This window comes from Streptomyces sp. NPDC045026, from assembly GCF_056432625.1.
Genome location: NZ_JBWKIS010000039.1, coordinates 38,809 through 58,437, shown reverse-complemented (window position 1 = coordinate 58,437; position 19,629 = coordinate 38,809). Strand labels below are relative to the sequence as shown.

Below are 19,629 nucleotides of genomic sequence, written 5' to 3'. Positions count from 1 at the left end.
CACATCTCATCGGGGGTAAAGATGTTGTCCGTCAGGATCCTCCTCGCCGAGGATGTCCACATGATCCAGGGCGCGCTCGTCGCGCTGCTCCAGCTGGAGCCGGATCTGCACGTCGTATCCACCGTCGACCGCGGCGACGCGATCGTCGCGGCCGCACTCGAGTCCAAGCCCGACGTCGCGGTGATCGACATCGATCTGCCCGGCATCGACGGGCTCACGGCAGCAGCCGAGCTCCATGAACGGCTGCCCAGCTGCCGCACACTGATCCTCACCTCGCTCGGGCGCCCCGGCACGCTGCGCCGCGCCCTGTCGGCGCAGGTGTCCGGCTTCCTCCTCAAGGACTCACCGCCGAGTCAACTCGCCCTGGCCGTACGGTCGGTGGCGACGGGTCGCCGGGTCGTGGACCCGCAGCTCGCGCTGTCCGCCTGGGACTCGCCGGAGAACCCGCTGTCCCCGCGCGAGCTGGAGGTCCTACGCCTAGCCGCCCGGGGCGCCGACGCCGCCGAGATCGCCGGCTGCCTCTATCTGTCCAAGGGCACGGTCCGCAACTACCTCACGGCCATCGTCGGCAAACTGGGCGCGCGCAACCGCATCGACGCCATCCGGATCGCCGAGGAGGCCGGCTGGCTGCCGTGACGGGCCGGGCGCGCCCAGCAGCGCGTCGAACATGCCGTCGTCCAGGGTCGTCCCGACCGACAGGTCCACGAGTTCACCGAAGCCCGCGTCACAGACGGCGACGCTCAGCACGTACCCCGCCCCGGCGGGGTACGTGCCGAACTGCCACTCGCCGCCCGGTACCCGGGAGCCGTCCGGTCTGGTCAGCCGGGGTTCCCCGTCGTCGAGCGCGAAGCCGAACTCGGTGAAGCGGAACCGCAGTCCCTGCCCCAGCGCCTTGCTGTACGCCTCCTTGAGCGTCCACAGCTGCACCATGGTGTCGTTGCGCACCCCGTCATCACCCTCGTCGAGGCGCGCCTTCTCGTAGGGCGTGCACGCCTGGCTCTCCGAGCCGGTGTACGCGAGCCGCCGGTCCGCCCTTTCCACGTCCACGCCGATACGGCCGCGACGGGTGATCCCGACGACCATCATCTCCTCGGTGTGGCTCAGGCTGATGTCGATCTGGTCGCAGCCGCGGACGTACGGGCGTCCTCCCGGCTGGTAGGCGAGGTCCACGAGGTCGGGGGCGGTACGCAGGACCGCCGCCGCCGAGTGGCGCAGCAGCAGCCTGGAGGCCGCGAACCGCCCCCGGGTTCGGGGCGGCTTGGCCAGGCTCTCGTAGCGCCGCCAGTCGCGGCCGAGGAGGCGGCGCAGCTCCCCCTCCGTCCCCTCGGCGGGCAGCCAGTCGGGCATCGACGCGTAGAGAACGACACTGCCGGTGCGCCGCAGCTCACCGTGGATGTCGTCCCAGGGTGCGCCGGGTCCTGGCGCGGGCAACGGGCGTCCCACCCGTTCGCCCACCTCAGGCTCCGGGCAGGGCCGCGGCCAGCGGTCCGGCGTCGAGGGCGGAGATCACACCGGCCAGGTCGACGGCGTCACTCGCCGGCCCCTGGCACACCGGGATGCAGGCGGGACCGCGCAGGCCACCACCCATCCGCCGCAGATACGGCGTGAGGACGGCCTGCGGGCCGATCTCCACGACGTGAGTGGGCGCCTGCTGGGCGAGCAGGCTCCGCGCGGCGTCGGCGAACCGGACCGGGGCGGTGATCTGTTCGGCCCAGTACGGGGCGTAGAGCGGCTCGTTGGTGAGGCGGCCGTACACCGTCGAGTAGAACGGCACCTGGGCGGCGCCGCCGGGCGTCTTGCGCAGGACGGCCTCGAACTTGGGGACCACGGGCGCCATCAGCGGGGAGTGGAAGGCGTGCGAGACGGCCAGGTGGCGGCAGCGGATGCCGCGCTCGGCGAGGCGGGCCTCGATGCGGTGCAGCGCGGTCCGGTCGCCGGAGAGCACGATCGCCTTGGCGGCGTTGATGGCGCTGATGCCCACGTCCGGTTCCGCCGAGACCAGTTCGGCGGCCTCGTACGGGGTGATGCAGACCGCCATCATGCCGCCGCCCGGCGGCAGGTACTGCATGAAGGCGCCCCGCATGGACACCAGCTTCGCGGCGTCGGCCAGCGTCAGCGCGCCGGCGATCGTGGCGGCGGCGAACTCCCCCACGCCGTGGCCCAGGACGGCCGCCGGGCGCACCCCGGCCTCCTCCAGCGTCCGGGCCAGGGCGTACTCGACGGCGAACAGGGCGGGCTGGGTGAGCGCGGTGCGGTGGATGCGCGGGTCGTCGGAAAGGATCAGCTCGACCATGGACTCCTTGGTCCACGGGCGGATCGCCGCGTCGGCCTCGTCCAGAAAGGTGCGGTATCCGGTGGAGTTCAGATAGAGACCGGAGGTCATCCCGGGGTGCTGGGACCCCTGGCCCGTGAAGACGAACGCGGCCCTGACCTGGCCGGCGCCCCGGCCTGCGTCGCGCATCGCCAGAACGTTCGCGAGCTGACGCACCGTGGGGAACGCCCAGATGTCCTCCGGTTCGATCAGCGAACCGAACTCCTCCTCGATGTCTCCGTAAAGGCTGAGGGCCGCCACCGAGTCGAGGCCCTCCTCGGTCAGCGGCACGGTGTCCTCCACCGGGTGGCCGAGGTAGTGGGCGACCCTCTCGGTCAGCCATTCGCGGTGCGCGACGGCGAAGTCTTCCTGGGCGCCGGGGAATTGCTCCTGCATGGGTGTGCTCCCTGTCGGGCGGGGGGGTGGGGGGCGAGGTCAGGCGAGCGGCGAGGCGTAGAGGTCGTAGCTGCGGTGGTTGTGCAGCCGTGCGACGACCTCTTCGAGCACCAGCCGCTGCGCGGCGACGGGCCGGTCGGGCAGCGGCAGCCCGAGCCGTGCGACCAGCCGGTAGAGGACGGCGGTGACCCAGGCGGGAGCGGCGAGGAACGCATCCGGCCGGCCGGCGGGCGCGGAGCGTTGCTCGCGCCACACGCCGAGGCAGGCCGCCGCCGCGAGGACCAGGGTGTACCGGTCGGCGAGGCCGAAACTCTGCGGGCTGGACAGGGCCTCGCGGTCGCCCTCCGCGACGTTCTCGAACGCCTTCTTCAGCTCGGCGAGTTCACCGGTGAGGACTCGGGTGAGGAAGCGCAGGGCCGGGCCGCCCAGGCCGTCGCCGGCCCCGTCGATGGATCGCGGCTCCGCGGCTTCGAGGAGGTCGGTGCAGGCGACCAGGGTCGCGGCGAGCGGGTCGCCGTCGCCGAGCAGCACGGGCTGGGACAGGTCCAGCGGCGGCAGCTCCCGGTCCGGCCGGAACAGGTCCGGCGGCGGTTCGGGGTCGGCGAACCAGGCGTGCCGTGCGAAGTACGGGAGTTGAGGCAGGATGCTGACCTGCCGTCCGGCGCTGCCCGCGTGCCCCAGCGAGGTGACCGGCAGGTCGCGCCGCTGCTTCTGGAACATCGCGTACGCGCCGTCCTCGGCGAACGTCTCCTCCCCGAGCACCGAAGACATCTCGTCCATGCTCTCGGCCACGAGCTTCGGGGCGAGGTAGGCGGCCGCCGCCGCGTAGGCGCTCATCTGCCGGGGCAGCAGATGCAGCGCCCGGGTCGCGACCAGGGCGAGGCAGTCGATGATCAGCAGGTCGAGGAAGCCGCCCGTGAGCACGTCCCGCACATGCCGCACGTCCAGGGACGAACGGCCGTCCGCCCGGCTGCGGCTCGCGAACCGGGCGACGGTGCGCAGCGCTGTGTCGGCGCCCGCGAGGACGATGGACGGGATGAGACCGCGGATGAGCAGGGAGGAACGCAGCGAGAGCTCGTAGCCGTCGCCGACCCCTCCGAGGACGGCGCCGGGGGGCACGAGGCAGTCGGTGATCCGCAGTCCGCCGAACTCCGCGCTGCGCATGCCGGTCGTCGTGCGGCGGGCCAGGTTCTCCACGGAGCCGGCGGGCAGTTCGTCCCGGTCGAGCAGCAGGACGGTGTGGCTGCGCCCCCGGGCGGCTCCCTCGGTGCGGGCGAAGATGACCAGGCCGGTGGCGCGTGAGGCGTTGGCGATGGCGGACTTGCTGCCGTCGATGACCAGACCGTCCGGGACGACCCTGGCGGTGAACTCGTCGCGGACGAAGTCGTTCCCGTGGGCGACCTCGTGCCGGGCCACGGCGAGCCGCCTGCCGCTCAGGAGCAGCCGGGCGGCGAGGCGGCGCTGCGCGTCGTCGCCCGCCGTCCACACCGGGGTGGCGGCGAAGAAGCAGTTGAGTCCGTAGCCGAAACCGAGGGAGGCGTCCCGGCGGAACACCGGGCGCAGGAGCCGGCCGAGCAGGTCCATCCGCTCCAGCCTGCCCCCGACGTCCGCGGGCACGAACTCGGCGTTGAGGCCGAAGTCGTCGAGGACCTTCTCGGCCTCCGGCAGCACCGCGCCGGCCGCGTCGGCGGCGAGCAGGGCGGCCGCGCCGAGCGGGTTCCCGGGGTCGTCGAGAGAGCCGAACGCCAGCTCCAGGGCATCGATCCGGTCCTCTGCCGTCGTCATCGCCGGCTCCCGGCCGCCATCAGCTCCTCGACCTCGGGTTCCATCCGCTGGTGCAGCGGGGTGAGCTCGCCGCGCAGGAAGAGTCGTCGCATGGCCGCCCGTTCCACCTTGCCGCTCGTGGTCCGGCGGACCGTGCCCGGCCTGACGAGCACGACACCGGCGGTCCGTACCTCGTACTCCTCGCTGATCCGCTGCTGGACGGCGGCCGCGAGCCCGGCGAGGTCGATGTCGTAGCGGCTGCCGGAGCGCAGTTCCTGGATGATGACGATCTGTTCCCTGACGCCGGGCAGCGCGAAGGCGGTGGCCGCACCGAAGAGGCCGCTGACCTGCTGCGCCGTGCGCTCCAGGTCCTGCGGGTAGAGATTGCGTCCGGCGATGACGACCATGTCCTTGAGCCGGCCGGTGACATGGAGCAGGCCGTCCTGGAGGGCGCCGAGGTCACCGGTGCGCAGATAGCCGCTGCCGCCGCCGCGGATCCGGCAGTTGAACGCCGCGGCGGTCTCGGCCGGGCGGGCCCAGTAGCCGGGTCCGACGCTCTCGCCGCGGACCCAGATCTCGCCGATCCGGCCGTCCGGCACCTCGGCGCAGGTGTCCGGGTCCACGATCGCCACGTCGACGGAGGCGGGCGGGCCGCAGTGCGTGACGGTGCGGGCCGGGCCGACGGGGTCGGTCAGCCGGCCCTTCTCCAGGGCGGCGGCGTCAACGGCGCGTCCGGCGGGGGCCGTTCGCGTGCCCGAGACGATGAGGGTCGCTTCGGCCAGGCCGTAGCAGGGCGCCAGGGCCCCGGGGCGCAGCCCGGCGGGGGCGAACCGCTCGGCGAACGCGTCCAGCGTCGCGGCGTCTATGGGCTCGCCGCCGTTGACCGCGGTCTCCCAGCCGGACAGGTCGAGGCCCGCCAGCTGCGTGTCGTTGACGCGGCGCACGCACATCTCGTACGCGAAGTCGGGGGCGGCGCTGACGGTCAGGCCGTACCGCGAGACGGTCTCCAGCCAGTTCGCCGGACGCTTCACGAACGCGGTCGGGGTCAGCAGGACGGCGGTGCCGCCGAGCCACAGCGCGTGCAGCAACTGGCCGACGAGGCCCATGTCGTGGTGCAGGGGCAGCCAGCCGCCGAGCCGCGTGCCGGGGCGGGTACCGAGTGCCTCCTGGATGGCCCGCTGGTTGGCGAGCAGGCTGCGGTGGGTGACGATCACGCCGCGCGGGTCCCGGGTCGAGCCGGAGGTGTATTGGAGGTAGGCGACGGTGTCGGGGTCCGGCGCGAAGGGCTCCCAGGGCCCGGCGGCGGCCGCCGCGGCGGGGCCGTCGGCCGGCAGACAGACGACGTCGCCGTGTCCGGTGCGGGCGAGCAGCTGGGAGACGTCGGCCGCTTCCGTGGTGGAAGTGAGCACGCACGCCACAGCGGCTTCCTTCAGGATGCCGGCGAAGCGGTCGTCGTGGTGGCCGTGTCCGCCGGCCGGGGCGACGGGGACGGCGATCGCTCCCGAGTACAGGCAGGCGAGGAAGCTCGTGACGAACAGCGCGCGGGAGCGGTGTGCGATGAGCACCCGGTCCCCCGGGCCGACGTGCCGGCCGAGCACGGCCGCCAACTGGCGTGCCCGGCTGTCCAGTTGGCCGTAGGTGATCGTCTCGGGCCGCAAGGTGCCCTCATGCTCGGTGAGGAGGATCAACGCCTCCTGGTCCGGCGTCTCCGCTGCCTGGGCCTGGATGTGCTCCGTAAAGGTCTGGTGACCGCTCACGCCTCCCCCTCCCGTGCCGTGGCGCCGTCCCCGGGGACGGCCTACGGCCGGCTCTGCTGTCGGCGAGGCGGCGGTGTGCCCCTGGATGGGGCCTGCGCCTCGCCGGTGGATGTACGGCGAACCCGCGTTCACGGCGTGCCCCCGACAGCACGGGGCACGTGTCCGCCGCCCTTGACGGTCCAGCCCGCGTAGGCGGCCTTGGTCTCGTCGTCGGGCTCACCCGCGCGCCGCACGAGGGCGAGCAGCACGGCGGTCACGGCCGCCAGCTCGGCCTCGTCGGGCAGGCCGCGGACCACAGTGATACACATCTGGTTCACCATGAGGACACTGTGCGCGCACCCGCTAGAAGCGGGCTCGCGCCCCGGACGCACCGGAGCCGAGGACCTGATGGCCCCCGGCTCCGGTGCGGGTGGAGTGCCGCTGGTGTCAGACGACGACGCGTTCGTACGCGACGTGCCGGCCCCGTGCCACCTCGACGTCCGCGGTGCGGCGCAACTGCTCGGCCAGCGCACGGTGACCGCTGTCGGCCAGGGCCCGCTCGCAGTCCGCGGTGTCCCGCCACCACTGGATGGCCGTGTAGTTGTCGGGGCGGAGCGTCGAGCGCAGCAGATCGCCGCCGCCGAAGCCGCCGAGCCGGTCGAAGTGCTCATTGCTCTCGGCGAACAGCCGCTCGAACGAGGACGACGTGGCACCCAAGGTCCTGGCCTGGGTCAGGAGGACGTTCTCCGCTCCCACGACGGCGTCCTCCTTGAGCACCCGCTCCACGCTCACGGCCTGGTCCACCTCGGTGTTGACGAGCGGGCCGAGCTTTTTGACGTGGGTCTGGAAGGTGTCGTCGTGGACGGTGTCGAGGAAGCCCCGCATCGTCCGCCAGTGCCCGAGGTGGACGTACACGTCAGGGCGTTCGACGAGCTGGACGGTCACCAGGAAGTCGAAGCCCTCCCGCCTGCGCAGGTACTGGGAGTGATCCCGGAACTCGCGCTCGAACCATGCGGGGTCGCCCTTGACCTCGAACCGGTTGACCACCGTGAGCGGTGTGTCCTGACTACGACTGTGCACGCGCTTCCTCCGCGAACTGCTTGGCATGACGCAAAGTGGTGGAGCTGTTGGTCCCGAGCGCCTTGCGCACCAGGGCGCGGGCCTCGGCGAGCGTGGCGTCGGGGCCCAGCGCGGTGCGTACACCCCCCGGGTCCAGGGTCACGGTGTGCCACGACGTGGCCCGGACGCTGCCGTCACCCAGCGGTTCGATCACCCAGCGTCCGGTGTGGCCGCTCATCGCGACCGGCACCCTGAGCTGCTTGTAGACGATGACCTTGCGGTCCTCGAAGCAGACGCGGACCGAGGTGGTGTTGTGCGTCGATCCGTCCGGGCTCGCGGTGTCCATGTCCATGTGCTGGATGCCGGCCTCGTCCTCGGTGAGGTCGAGGCGGGCCACGTGCGGCAGCCGCTGGGGCCACAGGTCGGCGCGGTCCAGGAAGGCGAAGACGTCGCCGGCCGCGCCGAAGACGGTCTCGGAGTCGCTGAAGGTGAAGTGGAGTTCCTCGCGCGCGTCGGCCAGCTCGGCGGTGTTCTTGAGGGCGAGGAGCTCGGCGCGGCTGTTGCCGTCGACGGCCCGCTCGATGAGTTCCTCGGCGGCCGGGTCGCCGTCCACGGCACGGTAGTCGTGCAGCAGCGTGACACGGGTGGTGCCGTCCTCCAGCTCCTGGACGCGCCACTCGCCGCCCATCTCGGCGACGGGGGCGGCCGTGACCACCTGGCGGAAGGTGATGGTGCGGGCGGCCGGGTCCAGGACCCGGCGCGAGGTCCAGGTGCGCACCTTGTCGCCGGCGACGGCCCAGATGCGCAGGAGCTGCTCGCCGCCTCCGGCCGGGGCCTCCTCGAGCACCTCGACGTGCACGGTGGGGCCGAACACCTGTGGCCACTCGGCGACATCGGCCACCAGCGCGTACACGGCGGCGGGAGACGCGGCCACGGTGATGGAGTGCTCCGTGACGTGGAGCGCTGCGGTCTCGGACGTGGTGGTGGTCGGCGCCACGGCAAATTCCCTTCGGACTGTCCGCTGCAAGGCGGATCACAAGGTTGGCACGGGGTGATCGAGCGGGACTGGAGAACCGGTGGACCCGTGGTCAACTACCGGGCCCAGTCGGGGCGTTCGAGGATGTCGAGCACGGCACAGCCCCAGCTGTATCCGGCGCCCACGCTGACCAGGACGACCCGGTCGCCGGGCGCCGCGCGCCCGGAGACGGTCAGGTGGTCGAGGCCGGCGAACTGGTCGCCCGCGCCGAGGTGCCCGACCGTGCGGCTGTAGTCCCAGGTGGTGCGGGCGGGGTCGATGCCGAACGGCTTGTAGTAGATGGACGTCAGGCGCCGTTTGCCGAAGTGCGGCAGTACCACCCAGTCGGCTTCGGCGAGTTCGGAGCCGGCGTCGGCCAACGCCTGCTTGATCACCGTCTGCTGGCCGCTGTGGGCCCGGGAGATCGCGTACGACATTCCGGCGCGGCCGACGAAGGCACGCTTGGCCGCCTCGAAGTCGACGGGGATGCGGTGGCCGAACGGCGCCTTGGTGAAGGGGTCGTCGCCGCGGTGCAGCGGCTCGAGGTCGGGGTCCGCGTGCAGCGCGAGCGAGACGAGGCGGGCATAGCCGCCGCGCTTGGAGAGCACCAGCGAGGTGGCGCCGTCTGCGTAGGGCGTTCCGGGGTCGGTGTTCCAGCGGTCGATGCCCGGGGCGCAGAAGCGGTCGGCCGTGGTGATGAGGGCGTCGCTGTGGCCGTGGCCGGCGGTGAGGTAGGCGCTCGCCAGGTCGAGGGCGGCGAGCCCGCCGTTGGACATCTGCCGTATCTCGACGGCCTGACAGGTGTTGCCGAGTGCCTCGCGCTGGATGTACGAGGCGACCGGCCAGAGGTCCTGGCCCTGGTGATAGGTGTCCGCGTGCAGCAGGAGATCCACGTCGCCGCCCTGTGTGCCGGCCCGGCTCAGAGCGGTGCGTGCGGCGGCCGCGGCCATTTCGGCAGCCGACTCGTCGGGCGAGTGGGCCACCGACTCCATGCCGGTGGCCGCGGCCGTCCGGGGCGGGCAGGCCCCGGAGGCGACGGCGTCGGCGATCGTGATGCGGGTGGGAAGCCGTGTGGAGGTCCCCCGTATGTAGACGTCTTCCAGACGCACAGTCTCTCCAAGGAAGGTCAGGGGCGGGTCGGTTCGACCGAGGCCATGACGCGGTGGGCGGGCGCGTCCGGGGCCCGGCCCGGCGGTTCGTCGAGCAGGACGTAGTGGACGGCGTCGAGCAGCGCGTGCCAGCTGGCCGCTGTCGTGTTCGGGCCGACGCCGACGGTGCCCCAGCGGCGGCTGCCGGCCTGGTAGGAGATGAGGACGCGGGCGTCGGCGCTGCTGCCGGTCTCGCCGCTGAGCACGCGGACCCGGTAGTCGACCAGCTCCAGCCGGGACAGGGCCGGGAAGCAGGGGTCGAGAGCGGCGTGCAGCGCGGTGTCCAGAGCGTTGACCGGACCGTTGCCGTGTCCGGTCGCGGTGATGGTCCGGCCCTGGACGGACAGGCGCACGGTGGCCTCGGTGCGGACCTCGTCGTCGTGCGCGCCGGGGACGCCGTGGACGCCGTGGACACTGACGGACCACGACTCGACCTCGAACGGCTGGGGCCGCGGGGCGCCCGTCAGCTCCTCGCGCAGCAGCAGTTCGAACGAGGCGTCGGCGGACTCGAAGCTGTAGCCGGAGTTCTCCAGTTCCTTGACGCGGGTCGCGGCGCGGGCCACTTCGTCGGACCCCGCCTCGACGTCGTAGCCCAGCTCGCGCGCCTTGAGCTCGATGGAGGAGCGGCCGCCCATGTCGGAGACGAGCGTGCGCATCGCGTTGCCCACCAGTGCCGGGCGGGTGTGCTGGTAGAGGTCGGGGTCGACCCGCAGGGCCGAGGCGTGCAGTCCGGCCTTGTGCGTGAAGGCCGATTCGCCGATGTAGGGCGCGGCTCCGCTGCCGGGCAGTTCGGTCAGTTCGGCGATGGCCCGGCCGGTCGCGGCCAGGCCGGCCAGCCGCTCCAGCGGGACGACCTCGCGGCCGCGCTTGAGCACGAGGTTGGCGATGACGGTGAACAGGTCCGCGTTGCCGCACCGTTCGCCGTAGCCGTGGGCGGTGCCCTGGGCCTGGACGGCGCCGGCGTCGACGGCCGCCATGGTGTTGGCGACGGCGCAGCCGGTGTCGTTGTGGCAGTGGATGCCGAGCTGTACGCCGGTCAGGGCGCGGGTCTCGGCGACGACGGCCGCCACCTCGTCGGGCAGGGAGCCGCCGTTGGTGTCGCACAGGACGACGGTCTCCGCGCCGGCCTCGGCCGCGGTGCGTACGACGGCGAGGGCGTACTCGCGGTTGAGCTGATAGCCGTCGAAGTAGTGCTCCGCGTCGACGAAGACCCGCCGCCCCGCGTGCACCAGGTGGCGTACGGTGCCGCCGATCATGGCGAGGTTCTCGGCGAGGGTGGTGCGCAGCGCGTCGCGGACATGGCCCGTGTGGCTCTTGGCGACGAGGGTCACCACGGGGGTCTCGGCCGCGAGCAGGGCTCGTACCTGCGGGTCGACGGATGCCGGGACGCCGGCCCTGCGGGTGGCTCCGAACGCGGCCAGCACGGCGTGCTTCAGGTCGAGTTCGGTGCGGGCCCGGCGGAAGAACTCGGTGTCCCTCGGTACGGCCCCGGGCCAGCCGCCCTCGATGAAGCCGACCCCGAGTCCGTCGAGCTCACGTGCGACGGCGAGCTTGTCCTCGACCGTCAGCACCATGCCTTCCTGCTGGGCGCCGTCGCGCAGGGTCGTGTCGTAGAGCTGGAAGCTCTGCTCGGCCATCGCCCCTCCCTTGTCCTGTATGCGCCGGTGATACCGGCCTCCGGATGGTGACCCCACCGTCCGGCCGCGGACCGGAGAACCGCTGGAGCGGTGATGGACCGTGGGCCGACGGCCGTCAGGGGAGCTCCGCCTGAGTGCGGCCGAAGCGCGGGGCTGCTGCGGCGGGGCCGCTGCCGCGTGCCTGGTGGTGCGGATGCGAGGCGGCCTCGGCGGCGCTCAGGACCGGCGTCACGCACGCCTCGGTTCCCTCGAAGCGCTGCTCCCAGTGGTCGCGACTCGCGCCGACGAAGCGGTACGCCAACTCCCGTCGCAGAGCTGGCCAGTTGCGCGGGTCGTCACGGTCGGGCAGCGCCGCCGCGTCGAGTCCGAGACCGTGGAGCAGCGCCGCGTAGAAGCGCTCCTCGAGGGCGCCGACCGCGACGTATCCGCCGTCGGCGCACGCGTAGCAGGTGTAGAACGGGGCGCCGCCGTCGAGCAGGTTCGTACCGCGCTCGTGCCGCCACTGTCCCGCCGACCGCATGCCGACGAGCATGCCGAGCATCGCACCGACGCCGTCCACGATCGCCGCGTCGACGACCCGGCCGGCGCCGGTCGACCCGCGTTCGTACAGGGCCGCGAGGACACCGGCGAGCAGGAACATGGAGCCGCCGCCGAAGTCCCCCAGGAAGTTCACCGGGACGACGGGCGGGCCGCCGGACTCGCCGATCGCGAACAGGGCGCCGGTCAGGGCGAGGTAGTTGATGTCGTGACCGGGGGCCGCGGCGAGCGGCCCGTCCTGGCCCCAGCCCGTCATCCGGGCGTACACCAGCGCCGGGTTGCGCTCCAGGCACACCTCGGGCCCGATGCCGAGCCGCTCCGCCACGCCCGGCCGGAAGCCCTCGACCAGGACGTCGGAGCTCTCCAGAAGACTCAGGAGCTCCTCGACGTCGTCGGGACTCTTCAGGTCCAGGGCGATGCGATGCCGGCCCCGGTCGAGTTCCTGGTGCCATTCTGCGAAGGAGCGCCGTCCGTCGGCCCGGTCGACCCGGATCACCTCGGCGCCGAGATCGGCGAGGATCATGCAGGCGAAGGGCACCGGCCCGATCGCCGCCAGTTCGACCACCCGCAGCCCGCTCAGCGGGCCGGTCCCGCGGGACCGGCCCCCACTTGTCGCTATGCCCATGCCGTGAGGCTAGGGAGGCGCGCCCGAACCCCTCTCGCGCCCGGCTGGAGCGCGGGCGGCGCCGACTCCACCTGTGCCCGAGCGCGCGCTGGCAGCGTGCTCCAAGAACTGCTGTCTGTCCGGTTCTTCATGAGGAAACTCCCCCAGGAGGAAGGATTCACTGTGACCACCAGTGCCACGGAGCAGGGCGCCGCAGAGGCGGAGACCAAACCCTTTCCCTACGCGCGGCAGTGCCCGTTCACACCCCCGAAGGAGTACGGGGAGATCGTCGAGAAGGACGTCTCCCAGGTCACGCTCAGGGGATCCGGCCTGCGGATATGGACGGTCGCCGGTTACGAGACCATCCGCCGCCTGCTCACCGACCCGCGGGTCAGCGCGTCCCGCAAGCACGACAACTTCCCCTTCTACTTCATCGCTCCGCCGGAGTACCGCACCGAGACGTCGTTCATCGGATACGACGGCAAGGAGCACAGCGAAACCCGCCGCAAGGCCGCTCTGACGTTCACCAGCCGGCAGGTGCGGCGGCTGCGGCCGCGCATCGAGGAGATCGTCGACGACCACCTCGACAAGCTCCTCGCGATGACGCCCGTCGTGGACTTCCACCACGCGTTCTCGCTGTCGGTGCCCATGACGGTCATCTGCGAACTCCTCGGGATCCCGCAGGACCGGCACGAGTTCTTCATCAAGCACGGCACGGCGCTGCTCGGCGGCCACAGCTCCACGGAGGAGCGGCAGGCGGCCATCGTCGAGGTGAACGAGTACGTCAACGACCTCATCCAGCTGAAGAAGCGCGAGCCGGGCGAGGATCTGCTGAGCCGCGCGATGGCCGACTACGAGGCGTCCGGCGAGGCGTACACCGACCGCGATCTGTTCAACATGGTGCGGCTGCTGATGAACGGCGGCCACGAGACCACCGCCAGCCAGATCTCGCTCGGTACCGCCTGCCTCCTGGAGAACCCCGACCAGCTGCAACTCCTGCTCTCCGACCCCTCGTTGGTCAAGCCGGCCGTCGAGGAGCTGGTGCGGTACGCCACGATCGGTGACACGGCGGTGCCCCGGGTCGCCCTGGAGGACATCGAGATCGGCGGCCAGGTCATCCGCAAGGGCGACGGCATCCTCTGCCTCGGTCTCGCGGCCAACCGTGACCCGGAGGTCTTCCCCGAGCCGGAGAAGCTCGACATCACCCGCGGCAGCCGCAAGCACCTCGGCTTCGGGCACGGCGTGCACCACTGCATCGGCGCCGACCTCGCCCGCCTGGAGCTGGAGATCGTGTGGAGCAAGCTGTTCCAGCGGATCCCCACCCTCGAACTCGCCAAGCCCTTCCTGGAGATACCCCGCAAGGAAGGGGCCGTGATCTACGGGCTGTGGGAGCTGCCCGTGAAGTGGTGAGTCCAGCAGGGCCGCGCCTGGGCCGCCGACCGCACAAGCGGTCGGCGGCCCAGGCGCATTGCCCCTCTACTGCTTGCGGACCGGGACGAAGAGCGCGGCGACAAACCCCGCGAGGGCGAACAGCGCGGCGCCGGTGAGGGCCAGACCGTAGCCGGCGGCCCTGGCGTCGACGGCGCCCGCGCCGGCCCCGGTCCGGGCGTCGATGCGGGCCGCGGACAGCGCGGCCAGGGTCACCAGGCCGACGGCGCTGCCGAGTTGGCGGGTGGTGTTGAGGAGCCCGGAGGCCAGGCCGGCCTGGTGGGGGGCGAGCCCGGCGGTCGCGGCGTTCGTCGTGGCGTTGAGCACCACGCCCATTCCCGATCCGAGGAGGACACAGGGCCCGAGCACGTCGGCCAGATAGTCGGCGCCCACGTCCACGGAGGACAGCCAGAACAGGGCGCCCGCGGCGAGGGCGAGGCCGCCGAGCAGGATCGGGCGCGGGCCGATCCTCGGCACGAGGGGCGCGATCCCCCAGCCGCCCAGGGCCATGCCGACGGAGAGCGGGAGGTAGCTGAGCCCGGTGTGCAACGGGCTGTAGCCGAGGACCTGTTGGAGGACCAACGTGAAGAAGTAGAAGGTGCTGAAGAGGGCGGCGATGCCGAAGAAGGCCACCAGGTTGGCGGCGGCGACCGACCGGTTCCGGAAGATGCCGAGCGGCACCAGGGGATGGCGGGCGAACCTCGCCTGGATCACCAGGAACGCGGCGATCAGGAGCGCCCCGGCCAGCAGCGGGCCGAGGACCCGTGGCGACCCCCAGCCGTGTGCGGCGTACTGGGAGACACCGTAGACGGCGGACATCAGGCCGAGGGTGACGGTCACCGCGCCGGGCAGGTCGAGGCCGCTGCCCTTCATGCCCGTCCGGCGGGGGCGGGTCTCCGGGACCACCCAGCGGACGGTGGCGAACAGCACGAGGCCGATCGGGACGTTCACCAGGAAGATCCAGCGCCAGGAGAACCACTCGATGATCACTCCGCCGGCCAGCACGCCGATCGCGCCCGCGGCTCCGGAGACTGCGCTCCACCAGCCGAACGCCCTTGCGCGGGCGGCCGGTTCGGTGAACGTCGTGCCGAGCACGGTGAGGGTGGCGGGTGCCATGACGGCGGCGCCGAGCCCCTGGAAGGCGCGGGCGAGGACCAGGGTGAGCGGGGCGTCCGCGGCTCCCCCGACGAGGCTGGCCAGCGTGAACAGGCCGACCCCGCAGGCGAAGATCCGGCGCTGGCCGAACAGGTCCGCGAGCCGCCCGCCGAGCAGCAGGAAGCCGCAGACGACCACCGTGTAGGCGTTGTTCACGAGTTGCAGGTTGTGCTGGGTGAAGTGCAGGTCCGCGGCGATGACGGGCAGGGCCACGTTCACCACCGAGGCGTCCAGCACGTTCATGAACTGGCCCAGGCAGCAGGCGGCCAGCACGAGGGAGAGCCGGTGGCCCGCCCTCCCCTTGCCGGGCTCGGCGGCCGTCTCTCGGGTCCCTTCGGTCACAGTCATGGCAGGCACGCTGCGCCGGACCGGTCGACCGGCGGTAGCGATCCGGTCGAGCCCGCGCGGGCGGTCGAGAGTTCCTCCACCGCGATTGCAGGGCCTCTCGCCACAGTCCGTTGCGGTACCTCCGCACGGATGGCCGATATTCCCCTAGGAGAGCTCACCATGGCCAAGATCACCTACAAGCATCCGAACGGCACCGTCACCATCCTCGACGTCGAGGCGCCCAACACGGTCATGCGCGCGGCGAAGCTCAACAACGTCGACGGCATCGAGGCCCAGTGCGGCGGCTCCGCGCAGTGCGGCACCTGCCATGTGTACGTCGACGCGGAGAGTTCCGTGCCGCTGCCCGGGATGGACCCCGTCGAGGACGACGTGCTGTACGGAACGGCGTGCGAGCGCACCGAGTTCAGCAGGCTCAGCTGCCAGCTGCCGGTCTCCGAGGACCTGGACGGCCTGGTGGTCCACCTGCCCGAGGCGCAGAGCTGATGGCCTCGCACTCGGTGGTGGTCGTCGGCGCGGGCCAGGCCGGCCTCGAAACAGCGGCGGCCCTGCGCGGCCGTGGCTACGAGGGCCGGATCTCACTCGTCGGGGACGAGCCGTCCGGCCCCTGCGACCGCCCGCCCCTGTCGAAGGGCTATCTGGCCGGCACGGTCCCGGCCGCGGACATCGCGCTGCGCCCGCCGTCGTTCTACGCCGCGCAGGACATCGAGCTGCTGTCGGGCGACCGGGGCGCCTCGGTCGACCGGGAGCGGCGCACGGTCCTGCTGGAGTCCGGGCTGCGCCTGCCGTACGGCGCGCTGGTCCTGGCGACCGGCTGCCGCCCGCGCACGCTGCCCGTGCCCGGCGCCTCGCTGACCGGGGTCCTCACCCTGCGCGGCCTGGCCGACGCGGAGGACCTGCGGCTGCGGCTCAGCGGGCCGTCCCGCAGCGTCGTCGTGGTCGGCGCCGGGTTCATCGGTCTCGAGGTGGCGGCCACCGCGCGTGGCCTCGGCCACGACGTGACCGTGGTCGAGGCCCAGCCGAGGGCCCTGGCCCGCGCGCTGACGCCGCAGATGTCGGCCCGGGTCGTGGCCGAGCACCGCGCCCAGGGGGTGCGGGTGCTGCTCGGCCGGGAGGTGTCCGCGCTCTACGGCGACGCGGAGGGCCGGGTCCAGGTCATGGAGCTGGGCGACGGTGAGCGGATCGCCGCCGATCTCGTCGTGGTCGGTGTCGGTGTCCTGCCCAACACCCGCCTCGCGCTCACCGCGGACCTGGTCGTCGGCGACGGCGTCGTCGTGGACGAGCGGCTGCGGACCGAGGACCCGGACATCTACGCGGTCGGTGACTGCGCCCGCTTCCCCAGCCCGCACGCCGGTCGGCACATCCGGCTCGAGTCCGTCCAGAACGCCACCGACCAGGCGCGCTGCGTGGCCGCCGCGATCTGCGGCGAGCCGTACGCGTACACCGCCGTGCCCTGGTTCTGGTCGGAGCAGTACGCGATGCGGCTCCAGATGGCCGGTCTGACGGCCGCCCACGACGAGACCGTGACCGTGGGCGACCCGGACGGCGGGCGGTTCTCCGTCCTCTGTTTCCGCGCCGGCCGGCTGATCGGTGCCGAGTCCATGAACCGTCCTGCGGACCACGGCATCGCCCGCCGGCTGCTGACCAACGGCACGCGTCTGACCCCGGAGACGGCCCGGGAGCCGGGCTTCGACCTCAAGAAGCTCCCCCGTACGCCTGCCGTGTCCACCGGCTCACCCGCGATGTCCGTCCCCGCCTGACCAGCGTTTCCTGCTTCCTGCTTCCTGCGAGTACGGCGAAGGGGGCGTCCGTGGTGCGGACGCCCCCTTCGCCGTGCGCAGGGGATCAGCTCTCCGGGCCGAGCAGCACCGCGGAGTAGTTCTTGCGGGCGGCGGTGTCGTACTGGAGCGCCACGTGGCTCGTCGCCGACGTGATGTCCCGCCAGAAGCGCTGGAGTGCGTGGCCCTCGCCGAGGCCGCCGGTCCCGGCGGCGCCGACCAGCAGGGCCACGGCCTCGCGGAGCATCTCGGCGGCGAACGGGGCGTTGCGCTCGTTGCGCGCCATGCACTCGGGGGTGAACTGCCGCCGGTCGAGGACCCGGGCGCTCTCCTCGACGAGATGACGTGCGGCGTCGATCCGGCCGGAGGCACGTACGACGGTGAGCTCGGCGGTGTCGTTGCGCCGGCGCCCGGTGATCGATCCCGTACAGGCGGCGAGCGCGCCGGTGGCGGCGCCGACGACGGGGGCGATGAAGGTGAGTCCGCCCACCGCCTGGAAGGGCACGTTGTGGGCGGGCAGGCCGGAGGCGCCGTTGCGGCCGGTGAGCATGTCGGCGCGGTCGAGGGTCAGATGCGCCGGCACGAACACGTCGTCGACCACGACGGTGTGGCTGCCGGTGGCCCGCATCCCCACGCTGTCCCAGGTCTCGCGCACCGTGTACGCGCCACGCGGCAGCGTGAAGAAGCGCAGCTGCGGCGGGCCCTCACCGCCCGCGACCGCCGCGCAGACCATCACCCAGTCGGCGAAGTCGACGGCGCTGACATAGGCCCACTCGCCGGTGACCCGCCAGCCGCCGTCGGCCGGCCTGGCCCGCCCGGCGGGCATCAGACCGGTCGCCACGAACGTGTCGGGCCCCGCGCCCCACAGCTCCTGGTGCCCCTGCTCGGGCAGGTGCGAGGCGAAGCGCGCCGAGTACGCGGCGAGCGAGGCACACCACGCGGAGGCGGCGCAGCCCTCGCCGACGGAGATGACGGCCCGCGTCAGGTCTTCGAACGAACCCTCCGTGCCGCCGAATCGCGCGGCCACGAAATGCCGGGCGAACCCGGCCTCCCGTATCGCGTCGGTGACCTCGCGGGACAGGCTGCGGCCCGCGTCCGCGTCGGCCGCGTGGCTGGCCGCGAGCAGGCGGAGCCGGTCGGCGGCGGGGACGAGCCCGGCGGCGGGAGCGGCCGGGGCGGCGTCGGGAGCGGCGATCGCGCCGACGTCGACGCTCACGATCCGGACCCGTTCGCGACGGCGCGGGCGAAGAGTTCGAGCGTCTCGCCGGGGCTCGGCCCGTCGAGCGCCTTGAAGATCCGCTCGGCGCCCGGACCGTGCTGGTCCAGCTTGACGTGGGCGAGCGAGACGCGGGTGTGTCCCGCGTCGACGGCCTCGAAGTCGACCTCGATCTGGCTGGCGCCTTCGTCGGTGGGGAGGGACTGCCAGTTGGGGTCGATCCGCCAGGTCATGACGACGCGGCGGCCCGGCTCCCACTCCAGCACGCGGCCCCAGGCGATCTCGGTGCCCTCCACGTCCCACTCGTAGTAGCGCCCGCCCACTTCGCCTTCGAAGGCGAGGCCGGCCCGCTCCTTGCGCACCAGGATGTGGCTCGGTGGCCACCAGTCCGCCGGGCGCTCGGTGAAGACCTTGAAGCACTCGCCGGGCGTCGCCGCCACGGTCACCGACTTCCTGACGTCGGGCAGGGTCTGCGTCTGCTCGGGCACGGGGCCTCCTCGCTCCGGCCAGGTATCCGCCCGGCCACGGCATCCAATGCCCCCAAGCTGACCGGCCCCGCTAGGCCCCGTGTCGAGTACGGCTCGAACAGCCGGACTCCAGCCCGGCTCCACCCCGGTGCGAGAAACCCGCAAGGCGACGGGCCCACCGTCGAGCCGACGTGGACCGGATCGACACGAGCGATACCGACCTGAGCGATGGGGAGAGCACGATGACAGACACGGGACGACGAGTGGCCTTCGTCACCGGGGCGACCAGCGGCATCGGCCTGGCCGTGACCCAGCTGCTGGCCCGGCAGGGCGTCGCGGTGTTCGGCGTGGCGCGTGACGCGGAGAACGTCGCCGCCATGGTCAAGGAAGAGCGCGAGCTGGGCCACGAGGTGGCCGGCACGGTGTGCGACGTGACGTGCCTGACGCAGATCCAGGAGGCCGTGGCCGCCGCCGTGGCCGAGTACGGCCGCATCGACATCCTCGTCAACAACGCGGGCCGCGGCGGTGGCGGCGTGACGGCCGAGCTGGCCGACTCCCTCTGGGACGACGTGATCGAGACCAACCTGAACGGCACCTTCCGTGTCACCCGGGAGGTACTCAGCACGGGCCTGATGCGCGAAGGGTCCTGGGGACGGATCATCAACATCGCCTCCACCGGCGGCAAGCAGGGCGTCGAGCTCGCCGCGCCCTACTCCGCCTCCAAGCACGGCGTGATCGGCTTCACCAAGGCCGTCGGCAAGGAACTCGCCGCGACGGGTATCACCGTGAACGCCGTCTGCCCCGGATACGTCGAGACGCCCATGGCCCAGCGCGTGCGGCAGGGCTACGCGGGCCACTACGGGGTCAGCGAGCAGGAGATCCAGGAGAAGTTCAACGCGAAGATCCCGCTCGGCCGTTACTCCACTCCCGAAGAGGTCGCCGGGCTCGTCGGCTACCTCGCGTCGGACCCGGCCGGGTCCATCACCGCCCAGGCGATGAACGTCTGCGGCGGGCTCGGCAACTACTGATGGCC

Annotated in this window: 17 protein-coding genes and 1 pseudogene; 5 read left to right on the top strand and 13 right to left on the bottom strand. The window is 72.4% G+C overall.

Going from position 1 to position 19,629, the window contains the following annotated elements:
- The first annotated feature begins 21 nt into the window (after positions 1 to 21).
- Positions 22 to 636: a response regulator transcription factor gene (locus tag AC07EJ_RS42430; protein ID WP_389490973.1), complete on the top strand. Its 615-nt coding sequence runs from the start codon at positions 22 to 24 to the stop codon at positions 634 to 636.
- Between the two features lie 111 nt (positions 637 to 747).
- Here AC07EJ_RS42430 and AC07EJ_RS42425 read toward each other — a convergent pair.
- The 10 genes and pseudogenes from AC07EJ_RS42425 to AC07EJ_RS42380 form a co-directional block, all read right to left on the bottom strand.
- Positions 748 to 1,083: pseudogene (locus tag AC07EJ_RS42425) on the bottom strand (4'-phosphopantetheinyl transferase family protein); the annotation flags it as partial.
- Positions 1,084 to 1,456: 373 nt separating this feature from the next.
- Positions 1,457 to 2,707 (bottom strand): acyltransferase domain-containing protein, encoded by a 1,251-nt coding sequence (locus AC07EJ_RS42420; RefSeq protein WP_478886235.1) that lies wholly within the window; start codon positions 2,705 to 2,707, stop codon positions 1,457 to 1,459.
- 39 nt (positions 2,708 to 2,746) lie between these two features.
- Positions 2,747 to 4,492 (bottom strand): acyl-CoA dehydrogenase family protein, encoded by a 1,746-nt coding sequence (locus tag AC07EJ_RS42415; protein ID WP_389490979.1) that lies wholly within the window; start codon positions 4,490 to 4,492, stop codon positions 2,747 to 2,749.
- A complete protein-coding gene (locus AC07EJ_RS42410) occupies positions 4,489 to 6,228 on the bottom strand; it encodes a fatty acyl-AMP ligase (RefSeq protein WP_393587438.1) in 1,740 nt (579 codons plus the stop codon). Before AC07EJ_RS42410 ends, AC07EJ_RS42415 begins: the two co-directional genes overlap by 4 nt.
- A gap of 128 nt (positions 6,229 to 6,356) precedes the next feature.
- Positions 6,357 to 6,536 (bottom strand): acyl-CoA carboxylase subunit epsilon, encoded by a 180-nt coding sequence (locus AC07EJ_RS42405; protein ID WP_389490985.1) that lies wholly within the window; start codon positions 6,534 to 6,536, stop codon positions 6,357 to 6,359.
- 118 nt (positions 6,537 to 6,654) lie between these two features.
- Positions 6,655 to 7,287 carry a hypothetical protein gene (locus AC07EJ_RS42400; RefSeq protein WP_389490988.1) on the bottom strand — a complete coding sequence of 211 codons (633 nt, stop codon included), beginning with the start codon at positions 7,285 to 7,287 and terminating at the stop codon, positions 6,655 to 6,657.
- On the bottom strand, positions 7,274 to 8,263 hold the full coding sequence (locus AC07EJ_RS42395; RefSeq protein WP_393587441.1) for an aromatase/cyclase: 990 nt from the start codon (positions 8,261 to 8,263) through the stop codon (positions 7,274 to 7,276). The genes AC07EJ_RS42400 and AC07EJ_RS42395 overlap by 14 nt, the downstream gene beginning before the upstream one ends.
- Positions 8,264 to 8,358: 95 nt before the next feature.
- Positions 8,359 to 9,390 (bottom strand): ketoacyl-ACP synthase III family protein, encoded by a 1,032-nt coding sequence (locus AC07EJ_RS42390; protein WP_389490994.1) that lies wholly within the window; start codon positions 9,388 to 9,390, stop codon positions 8,359 to 8,361.
- A 17-nt stretch (positions 9,391 to 9,407) separates the two neighbouring features.
- Complete coding sequence (gene cimA, locus AC07EJ_RS42385; RefSeq protein ID WP_389490997.1) at positions 9,408 to 11,066, bottom strand: citramalate synthase; 1,659 nt, start codon at positions 11,064 to 11,066, stop codon at positions 9,408 to 9,410.
- 115 nt (positions 11,067 to 11,181) lie between these two features.
- Positions 11,182 to 12,228, bottom strand: a complete 1,047-nt coding sequence (locus AC07EJ_RS42380; protein ID WP_478886234.1) for a CaiB/BaiF CoA transferase family protein — start codon at positions 12,226 to 12,228, stop codon at positions 11,182 to 11,184.
- Between the two features lie 162 nt (positions 12,229 to 12,390).
- Here AC07EJ_RS42380 and AC07EJ_RS42375 point away from each other — a divergent pair, with 162 nt between their 5' ends.
- Complete coding sequence (locus tag AC07EJ_RS42375; RefSeq protein WP_389491003.1) at positions 12,391 to 13,617, top strand: cytochrome P450; 1,227 nt, start codon at positions 12,391 to 12,393, stop codon at positions 13,615 to 13,617.
- A 66-nt stretch (positions 13,618 to 13,683) separates the two neighbouring features.
- Here AC07EJ_RS42375 and AC07EJ_RS42370 read toward each other — a convergent pair whose 3' ends face one another.
- Positions 13,684 to 15,138: an MFS transporter gene (locus tag AC07EJ_RS42370; protein WP_389488470.1), complete on the bottom strand. Its 1,455-nt coding sequence runs from the start codon at positions 15,136 to 15,138 to the stop codon at positions 13,684 to 13,686.
- Positions 15,139 to 15,297: 159 nt separating this feature from the next.
- Between AC07EJ_RS42370 and AC07EJ_RS42365 the strand changes: the two genes are divergently transcribed.
- Positions 15,298 to 15,621 (top strand): 2Fe-2S iron-sulfur cluster-binding protein, encoded by a 324-nt coding sequence (locus tag AC07EJ_RS42365; RefSeq protein WP_389488467.1) that lies wholly within the window; start codon positions 15,298 to 15,300, stop codon positions 15,619 to 15,621.
- A complete protein-coding gene (locus tag AC07EJ_RS42360; protein ID WP_389488465.1) occupies positions 15,621 to 16,895 on the top strand; it encodes an NAD(P)/FAD-dependent oxidoreductase in 1,275 nt (424 codons plus the stop codon). Before AC07EJ_RS42365 ends, AC07EJ_RS42360 begins: the two co-directional genes overlap by 1 nt.
- Positions 16,896 to 16,980: 85 nt before the next feature.
- Here the strand turns inward: AC07EJ_RS42360 and AC07EJ_RS42355 are convergent, their stop codons facing one another.
- Both AC07EJ_RS42355 and AC07EJ_RS42350 read right to left on the bottom strand, forming a co-directional pair.
- Positions 16,981 to 18,129, bottom strand: coding sequence for an acyl-CoA dehydrogenase family protein (locus AC07EJ_RS42355; protein WP_478886233.1), 1,149 nt, complete (start codon positions 18,127 to 18,129; stop codon positions 16,981 to 16,983).
- Complete coding sequence (locus AC07EJ_RS42350) at positions 18,126 to 18,617, bottom strand: SRPBCC domain-containing protein (protein ID WP_165914608.1); 492 nt, start codon at positions 18,615 to 18,617, stop codon at positions 18,126 to 18,128. Before AC07EJ_RS42350 ends, AC07EJ_RS42355 begins: the two co-directional genes overlap by 4 nt.
- 221 nt (positions 18,618 to 18,838) lie before the next feature.
- On the opposite strand from AC07EJ_RS42350, the gene AC07EJ_RS42345 reads away from it, so the two are divergent.
- Positions 18,839 to 19,624 (top strand): SDR family NAD(P)-dependent oxidoreductase, encoded by a 786-nt coding sequence (locus AC07EJ_RS42345; protein WP_389488461.1) that lies wholly within the window; start codon positions 18,839 to 18,841, stop codon positions 19,622 to 19,624.
- Positions 19,625 to 19,629: the final 5 nt, after the last annotated feature.

Bases quoted from the DNA above. Each gene is read 5' to 3' on its own strand.
- AC07EJ_RS42420 (WP_478886235.1), bottom strand. From the start codon at position 2,707: ATGCAGGAGCAATTCCCCGGCGCCCAGGAAGACTTCGCCGTCGCGCAC.
- AC07EJ_RS42380 (WP_478886234.1), bottom strand. From the start codon at position 12,228: ATGGGCATAGCGACAAGTGGGGGCCGGTCCCGCGGGACCGGCCCGCTG.
- AC07EJ_RS42415 (WP_389490979.1), bottom strand. From the start codon at position 4,492: ATGACGACGGCAGAGGACCGGATCGATGCCCTGGAGCTGGCGTTCGGC.
- AC07EJ_RS42365 (WP_389488467.1), top strand. From the start codon at position 15,298: ATGGCCAAGATCACCTACAAGCATCCGAACGGCACCGTCACCATCCTC.
- AC07EJ_RS42430 (WP_389490973.1), top strand. From the start codon at position 22: ATGTTGTCCGTCAGGATCCTCCTCGCCGAGGATGTCCACATGATCCAG.
- cimA (WP_389490997.1), bottom strand. From the start codon at position 11,066: ATGGCCGAGCAGAGCTTCCAGCTCTACGACACGACCCTGCGCGACGGC.
- AC07EJ_RS42345 (WP_389488461.1), top strand. From the start codon at position 18,839: ATGACAGACACGGGACGACGAGTGGCCTTCGTCACCGGGGCGACCAGC.
- AC07EJ_RS42360 (WP_389488465.1), top strand. From the start codon at position 15,621: ATGGCCTCGCACTCGGTGGTGGTCGTCGGCGCGGGCCAGGCCGGCCTC.
- AC07EJ_RS42405 (WP_389490985.1), bottom strand. From the start codon at position 6,536: ATGTGTATCACTGTGGTCCGCGGCCTGCCCGACGAGGCCGAGCTGGCG.
- AC07EJ_RS42370 (WP_389488470.1), bottom strand. From the start codon at position 15,138: ATGACTGTGACCGAAGGGACCCGAGAGACGGCCGCCGAGCCCGGCAAG.